The organism is Microbacterium sp., assembly GCF_036277215.1.
Classification (GTDB): Bacteria; Actinomycetota; Actinomycetes; order Actinomycetales; family Microbacteriaceae; genus Microbacterium.
This window is the reverse complement of sequence record NZ_DASUNI010000192.1, coordinates 1-7,630: the sequence shown is the minus strand read 5'-3', so window position 1 is coordinate 7,630 and position 7,630 is coordinate 1. Positions and strand designations below refer to the sequence as shown.

9 protein-coding genes are annotated in these 7,630 nt (G+C 69.1%); 2 read left to right on the top strand and 7 right to left on the bottom strand.

Features of this window, described 5'->3' with window-relative positions:
• The 6 genes from VFX99_RS09940 to VFX99_RS09915 all read right to left on the bottom strand — a co-directional run.
• Positions 1-501, bottom strand: a 501-nt coding sequence (locus VFX99_RS09940; protein ID WP_329666137.1) for a RibD family protein, incomplete at its 3' end; no start/stop codon positions are given.
• Positions 498-1,472 carry a lysylphosphatidylglycerol synthase transmembrane domain-containing protein gene (locus VFX99_RS09935; RefSeq protein ID WP_329666136.1) on the bottom strand — a complete coding sequence of 325 codons (975 nt, stop codon included), beginning with the start codon at positions 1,470-1,472 and terminating at the stop codon, positions 498-500. The genes VFX99_RS09935 and VFX99_RS09940, both read right to left, overlap by 4 nt.
• On the bottom strand, positions 1,469-2,281 hold the full coding sequence (locus VFX99_RS09930; protein ID WP_329666135.1) for a class I SAM-dependent methyltransferase: 813 nt from the start codon (positions 2,279-2,281) through the stop codon (positions 1,469-1,471). Before VFX99_RS09930 ends, VFX99_RS09935 begins: the two co-directional genes overlap by 4 nt.
• On the bottom strand, positions 2,278-3,306 hold the full coding sequence (locus VFX99_RS09925; protein ID WP_329666134.1) for a glycosyltransferase family 4 protein: 1,029 nt from the start codon (positions 3,304-3,306) through the stop codon (positions 2,278-2,280). Before VFX99_RS09925 ends, VFX99_RS09930 begins: the two co-directional genes overlap by 4 nt.
• Entirely contained in the window at positions 3,303-3,704 is a 402-nt protein-coding gene (locus tag VFX99_RS09920) for a 6-carboxytetrahydropterin synthase (protein ID WP_329666133.1), read from the bottom strand. Before VFX99_RS09920 ends, VFX99_RS09925 begins: the two co-directional genes overlap by 4 nt.
• Positions 3,701-4,684 (bottom strand): zinc-binding alcohol dehydrogenase, encoded by a 984-nt coding sequence (locus VFX99_RS09915; RefSeq protein WP_329666132.1) that lies wholly within the window; start codon positions 4,682-4,684, stop codon positions 3,701-3,703. The genes VFX99_RS09920 and VFX99_RS09915 overlap by 4 nt, the downstream gene beginning before the upstream one ends.
• Positions 4,685-4,764: 80 nt before the next feature.
• Between VFX99_RS09915 and VFX99_RS09910 the strand changes: the two genes are divergently transcribed.
• Positions 4,765-5,457, top strand: coding sequence for a CDP-alcohol phosphatidyltransferase family protein (locus VFX99_RS09910; RefSeq protein WP_329666131.1), 693 nt, complete (start codon positions 4,765-4,767; stop codon positions 5,455-5,457).
• Positions 5,458-5,578: 121 nt separating this feature from the next.
• Entirely contained in the window at positions 5,579-6,715 is a 1,137-nt protein-coding gene (locus VFX99_RS09905) for a cobalamin-independent methionine synthase II family protein (RefSeq protein WP_329666130.1), read from the top strand.
• 67 nt (positions 6,716-6,782) lie between these two features.
• Here the strand turns inward: VFX99_RS09905 and VFX99_RS09900 are convergent, their stop codons facing one another.
• Complete coding sequence (locus VFX99_RS09900; protein WP_329666138.1) at positions 6,783-7,574, bottom strand: zinc permease; 792 nt, start codon at positions 7,572-7,574, stop codon at positions 6,783-6,785.
• Positions 7,575-7,630 lie beyond the last annotated feature (56 nt).

The window sequence follows — 7,630 nt, the reverse complement described above, 5'->3', positions numbered from 1 at the left end:
CTCGACGAGGAACTGCGTGTGCAGCCTGCCGCCTCCCTCCACCAGCATGCGGGTGACCCCCCGCCCCGCGAGGTCGGTCAGGATGTCCGCCATCGTCACCGCCGCCCCGAGCCCCACCACGGTGGCGACGTCGCCGAGCGTGGTTCGGATGCGCTCCACGTCGGCGCGCGGACAGTAGACGATCTTCTCGACATCCCCTTCCGCGAAGAACGCCGAGTCCTGCGGCAGGTCGCCACTCGCCGTCACCGTCACCTTGATCGGCGTGCTCGGCTTGCCTGCGGAGAGGCGGCGCGAGCGCCGCTCGTCCGCGCGCACCATCAGCCGCGGACAGTCCCGTCGAACGGTAGACGCGCCGACCATGATGGCGTCGCTCTCGGCCCGCAACTGGTCGACGCGGTCGAAATCCGCCGCGTTCGACATCGCGAGCTTGCGTGGTGCTGCGCTGTCGAGGTAGCCATCGATCGACATGGCGCAGCTGAGGGTCACGTATGGCCGGTTCACGAGGACGCCTCCTTGCCCTGCAGGGCGCCGCGACGGCGGCGAAGAGCGGATGCCGCAACCACCGCCGCGCCCGGTGCGACGGCGATCATCGCGAGCACCCCGAACGCCGTCGACGCCGCGATTCCCGCGGCGGTGCCGAGACCACTCGCCGCGAACGCCCAGGCCGCCGCGCCCTCACGCGGCCCCCAGCCGCCGATGTTCAGCGGAATGGACCCGGCGACGACGGCGAACAGGGCCACGGCGATCAGGCGTTCCGGGGAGGCGTCGACGCCCACCGTGTAGCACGCGACGAGGAACATCGCCACGAGACCGGCGACGACGATCGTGGACGCGACGAGCACCCTGACGATGATCCCGACGTTGCCGAACGCGTATCGGAGCGCAACCAGCTCGCGGGCGATCGCCGCACGCGCATGCGCGGTCATTCTTGCCGCGACGACGAGTCCGACGCCGGCGACGGTGACCGCGAGGAGCAGGATGCCCACAGCGGGAGCGTAGGCCGACGAGCCGAGCGACACCAGGACCACTCCGGCCAAGACCAGCTGCACGGCGTTACCTGCCGTGCGTTCCGCGACAACCGCGCGTGAGGCTTGAGCGACCTGGCCCACGCTTCGCCCGTGCGAAACAGCACGATGGATGTCGCCGACAACGCCTCCGGGGAGCACGGCATTCAGGAACTGCGACCGGTAGTACGACGACACGGATGCACCCGGGCCGAGCGTCAGGCCGAGTCGCCCGGCGAGCACCCGCCATCGCCACGCCGCGGCTGCCGTGGTCGCCGCCCCGAGCAGGAGCGCTGCTCCGGCCGCAGCGGGGGTCACCGACATGATGCCCTGCAGGAACGGCCCGGCGCCGACCTCGAGGAGGATCGCGATGAGTATGCCGGCGCCCACCGAAGAGCGTGCGATCGCCCGCGTGCGCGGCGTACCGAAAGTCCGATGTGCCGGCTGCGGGCCGACCGTCGTCGTCATGGCGGCCACGCGAGGAAGTCCTGGTGATCGATGACGACCTTCAGCGTGCCGTTCGCGAGCTGGGCCGCTCGCCTCCGGAAGTATTCGTCTCCCCACTCCTCCAGCGCCGGGCGCTCCTCGACCGCCGCGGCGACCCATCCCTCCAGCCACTCGTCCAGGAGCGGACGGTCGGCCGCATCGAGCAGCCACGGGGTCTCCGCGACCTCGACCGCCCAGCCGGCGGACTCGAACAGACCGATCGCGGTGGCGCCGGCATCCGGTCCGAGAAGCCGGCGACCGTCGGCTGCGCGTCGCTGATGGTCGTTGAAGGCGGACTCGAAGACGCGGTCGCCGGGATCGACAGGATCGAACGACACCCGCCCCGTGACGCTCAGCGTGAAAAGCACGGGCGCGCCCGCCGCGACGCAAGCCCGGACGACGGCCTCGATCTCGTCGCGGCTGAGCACGTCGAGCAAAGCCGACATCGTGACCAGGGATGCTCCGGTGAGATCTCCGTTGCGCAGATGGGCCACGTCCTTGACGCTGGTCGTGACGGCGACGTGTCGACCCGTGGAGTCGACTGCTGCCCGTTCGGCCGCGTGGCCGAGCAGGTCGGGGTTCCAGTCGTGAAGCACCCACGTCTGCGGTGCTGGCAGGAGGGCGGCCAGCCAGTGCATCATCGACCCGGTCCCGCTGCCGAGGTCGTGGACGACGAGCGGTGCCCGCATGCCATGGGCTGCGCGCGAGGCGAGCGCTCGCGATCGGGATCGCGCGTCTGCGTCTTCGCGCAGCGCGAGCCACTGCACGGAAACGGGAATGAGGTTGCTCATCGCACAGCCGCCAGCGTCTCGGCGATGCGGGCGGCGGTGTCGCTCCAGCGGGGGAGATCGGCCCTGCCTCGGCGCGCATCCGCGGTCAGCCTCTCGCGAAGACCCGTGTCGGTGATCCATCGCCCGAGCGCATCGGTCAAAGGCGCCGGCTCACCCGGTGGAACCAGAATGGCTGCCCGACCAGCGACGGTCTGCGGGATGCCGCCCACGTTGCTCGCGACGACGGGGATGCCGCGCCGCAGCGCGTCCGCGATAGCCATGCCGTAGCTCTCCACCCGGGACGGCGCAACGACGAGATCGGCGTTCCGGTAGGCGCTGTCGAGCTCACCCGATCCGAGCGCGCCTGTAAGCATGATCCGTTCGGCCACGTCGGCGTCTGCCGCGAGCGCCCTCACCCGTGCCGTGTACTCCGGAAAGGCATCGAGCCCGCCGACGATCGCGCAGGTCCACGTGCTGTCGCGGCCGAGCGCTGCCAGCGCCTCGATCAGGATGTCCTGCCCCTTGTGCGGAGCGACGACGCCGACGCAGAGGAACGCCCCGCCATCCGGCGTCCCACTCGCGACCGGCGCATCGTCCGAACCGGGGACCGCGACCGTGATCCGGTCCGCCGGAAGCTCGTCGCTCGCGGTCAGCTCCGCGCGCGTCCATTCGCTCGTCGCGATCACGCGTCGCGCGCTTCGAAGCGCTCGACGCTCGCCATCGACCAGGTGCCGGTCGGCGTCGGGGAATGCCGATGACACCATGTGCGCGAGCACGACGATGCGCAGTCGATCGGCGCCCGCTTCGATCGCTGCGGGGGACCGACCGGCGACCAGCCCATCGACGAGCACGAGAGCCCCGCGAGGCAGGCTGGAGAGCGCGCCCCCCGCGTCCGGAGCCACGGGCAGCATCCGCACCTCCCACCCGAGGGACGCCAATTCGTCCCGCACGCGCTGGTCGAACACGTTGCCGCCGCTCGCCCGCGCGGGATCGTCGATGCCCTCCGGCACCACGAAGTTCACGCGGGACTCCGATGGGCGGGTCACAGGTCGACCTCGAACGATGCCCAGGCGATGTGCGACTCGTGCAGGGTCGCTGTGATCCCGCTCAGCTGCGAGCCGCCCTTCCCGAGCCTGCCGTCTCGCGCCGCTGCCACCAGGCGCTCGGCGATCACGCTGCAGAGGCGCTCGGTCGTCGTGTTCACTCCCGCGAATTCCGGCTCGTCGTCGAGGTTGCGATACGACAGCGCCGACAGGATGCCGCCCAGGACCTCGGATGCGCGGCCGATGTCGACCACCACCCCGTCGGCGTCGAGCGCCGCCGCCCGGAAGGTCGCGTCGACGACAAAGGTCGCTCCGTGCAGGCGCTGCGCGGGGCCGAAGATCTCACCGGTGAAGCTGTGCGCGATCATCATGTGATCCCGCACGGTGACGGAGTAGGTCATTCGGCATCCCTCCAGTCGATGGTGTGACACAGGCCGGGCGACGACCCGTCGGCGATGGCTGCCAACACGTCGGGCAGCTCTCGCCACGACGAGTTGTGGCTGAGGAGTGCGTCGAAAGCGGCATCCTGCAGCAGGTCGAGCGCGAGTTCTAGCCGGTCTGCAGTGCTTCGGCTGCCGCGTCGACGGGGTGCGACCATGCCCACCTGGCTCGAGCGGATCGTGAGGCGCCGCGCGTGGAAGTCCTCACCGAGGTGGAGAGTGACCGGGCGGTTTCCGAACCAGCTCGCGACGACGATCTCGCCTTCCGTGGCAGTCGCTTCGAGGGCGAATCGAAGACCACCCTCGGACGCGCTCGCGTCCACGATGATGTCCCGGTCGCGGGGTGCGTCGTCGGGGTGCGCGTACGGCAGATCGAGCTGCCGGCAGACGGCCGCCTTCGAGCGATCCACGTCCACGACGTTCACCTCGACGCCGGGGATCCCGCGGGCGAGACGCGCGACGGCGCAGCCGATCATCCCCGCCCCGACCACGGTGATGCGATCGCCGACGAATGGCGCGGCATCCCACAGCACGTTCACCGCCGTCTCGACGGCCCCGGCGAGCACGGCCCGGCGAGCGGGGATGCCGTCAGGGACCACATGTACAGCGGACTCGGGAACGACGAACGCCGACTGATGCGGGAACAGCGTGAACACGGTGCGGTCGAGCAGTCCGGGAGGGCCGCTTTCGACGGTCCCGACGTTCAGATACCCGTACTTGAGCGGTCCGGGAAAGTCGCCCTCTTGGAATGGCGCCCGCATCCGCTCGTACTCGCCCGAAGGAACCTCGCCGCGGAAGACCACGGACTCGGTCCCGCGGCTGATGCCCGTGTAGGCGGTGCGCACGCGTACCTCACCGGGTGCGGGATCCGCGAGGTCATGTGTACGAAGCGCACCCACCCGCGGGCTCTCCACCCAGAACGCCGTCGCCGGGCTCACCACTCCGCGCTCCGATTTTGAACCTTTCGGCGCTCCGGGCACGTGTCATGAGTGGTACTCATGAACAAAGAACGAGACGCACTGTGCAAAAGGTTCACGTTGCTCCGCTCTGGTCGGTGGCGTTCGGCGTGTTCGGACTGGCCGCGATCGGCTGGTTCAGCACGCTCTCGGTCGCCGGGTGGGGCGCCGGTGTGCTCTACCTTGTCTGTTCGAACGCGTTCCTCACCAGTGGGTTGCGCCGACGCGAAACAGCGCACTTCGGTCCGGCCAACGCGGCGACGGAAGTGCGTTCCACGCTGGTGGGGCTCATCACGGCGTTGGTGGCGACATCCTTCAGCGCCCCGATCTCGGTTCCGCTCCTTCTCTGTTTGACCGTTCCCGCGCTTGCTCTGGATGCTGCCGACGGCTGGATCGCCCGGCGCACGCAGACCACGACCGAACTCGGCGCCCGATTCGACATGGAGGTGGACGCATTTCTGCTCCTGGTCCTGAGCGCGTACGTCGCGCAGAACCTGGGCTGGTGGGTCCTTCTCATCGGCGCCCTCCGCTACGCCTTCGTCGGCGCCGCGTGGGTGCTGCCGTGGATGGCGGCCACCCTCCCGCCCAGGTACTGGCGGAAGGTGGTCACCGCCGTCGCCGGCATCGGCCTCACACTCGTCGCGTCGGGCCTCATGCCGACGTGGGCCGACATCCTCACGGCCCTCCTCGTGTTGGTGCTGCTCGTGGAGTCTTTCGGGCGCGACGTCGTCTGGCTCGTTCGCCGGCGGTCGCGGTGACCTCTATCGTTTCGGCGGCGTGAAGTGCGGCGGGAGGGGGCTCAAGGCCTATCCTGCCGTTAGCGACGAACGGCGCGACGCGCGACCTGCTCTGTCCGCTCACCATGGATCCGGAGTTTCAATGGAGCGCATTCTCACGACGCACGTCGGGTCGCTGCCGCGATCAGCCGAAGTGACCGACCTGGTTTTCGCGCGGGAGCGTGAGGAGCCGGTCGATCCGTCTGTATTGGCCGACGTCATGCTGGCGGCGGTAGATGCGGTCGTCGCGCGTCAGGTCGCGGCGGGCATCGATCTCGTCTCCGATGGGGAGATGTCCAAGATCTCCTACGCGACCTACATCAAGGATCGTGTGACCGGTTTCGAGGGCGACAGCCCGCGAACGCCGCCGGCCGATCTCGAAGAGTTCCCGGCGTTCCTCGCGCGCCAAGCCAAAGGCGGCGGCACGCCCACCTATCGGCGCCCTCGCTGCGTCGGCGCCGTCGCGTCCAAGACGCTTGCACCGCTGGAGGACGACCTCGCACACCTCGAAGCAGCCGTTGCCGCGCACCGTCCGGGCGGAGCATTCATGAACGCCGCATCGCCGGGTGTGATCGCACTGTTCCAGCCCAACGAGTACTACCCGGACGAGGACAGCTACCTCGAGGCCCTGGCGGAGGCGATGCGGCCCGAGTATGAGGCGATCATCGGCGCGGGGGTGTTGCTGCAGATCGACAGCCCCGACCTCGGGCTCGGGCGTCACATGATGTACAAGGACCGCAGCGATGAGGAATACCTTCGGCTCATCGGCCGCCACGTCGAGGTGCTCAACCACGCGCTGCGCAACGTGCCCGCTGATCGCGTGCGAATGCACGTGTGTTGGGGAAACTATGAGGGCCCGCACACTCGAGATGTCGAGATGGGTGTGATCCTGCCGACTCTGATGCGGGCCAAGCCCGCCGGTCTGCTGTTCGAGACCGCCAACCCCCGCCATCAGCATGACTGGAACTACTTCGTCGACATGTCCACGTCGATCCCCGACGACAAGATCCTGATTCCTGGCGTGATCGATTCGACCACCAACTTCGTGGAGCACCCGCGCGTGGTCGCCGAGCGCATCGAGCGCTTCACCGCCATCGTGGGCAGGGAGCGAGTGATCGCCGGAACTGATTGCGGGTTCTCGACGTTCGCGGGATTCGGGGCGGTGGATCCAGACATCGTGTACGCGAAATTGCAGACGCTCGCGGCCGGCGCGGCGCTGGCCAGCGCGGGCGCTAGCTAGCGCTCGCCGTCGGTCACGCCGCGCATGCTACGCACCGGAGCAGGGTCCGGCGCCACGAATGCTCGCGTCACGCCAGGGAGAGCACGAAGGACAGGACGAATCCGGCTGCGGTACTGAGGGCGACTGCAGGGCCGCCGTTCTCGAACGCTTCGGGCATGATCGTGTCAGCCAGCGCCGCGATGACAGCACCCGCTGCGAAGGCGAGAGGCAGCGAGACGAGAGCCGGGTCGCTGCCCGTGAGGAATGCGCCGCCGACAACCACCGCGATGGTGACCAGCGCGGCACACGCACTCCAGAGGCCGATTATCTGGCCCGCTGAGCGGCCCTGTTCGCGCATGGACGCGGCACCCACGAGCGCCTCGGGCAGGTTCGAGACGAAGATCGCAGCCATCAGCGCCAGGCCGCCCGTTCCCTCGGTCAGCGAGATGCCCAGCGCGAGACTCTCGGGAACGCCGTCCAGGGTCGCCGCCGCCAAGAGCGCAAGCCCCGCGGTCCCGCGAGTGGATGCCGCGGTCGCAGGTCTGTCGGATGCCGCGGCATCGGTGTCGAGTTTGACACTGCCGCGGTACTCGTCGGCGGGTGTCGCATGGGCGCCGGCTTGCGCCCACCGGTCCAGGAGTGCGCTGAGAACGGTGAAGACGATGGCTCCGACGAACAGGCCGATGGCCGCTATCCATATACCGCCACGCTCGTAGGAGTCCTGGAACAATTCGAAGCTCAATGCCGTGATCAGCGCGCCCGCCGCAAAGGCGAGAAGCATGGCCAGCAGCCGCTTCGGGAGTTTGAACCTGACGCCGATGGCCGCCCCGATGATCAGGGCGCTCGATGCGACGGCGCCGAAGAGGAGAACCGTCCACATGATGCACCCCTCCTCCGGCACGAGACGACGTGCCCAGGGCAGCTCCGAGCTGCGTG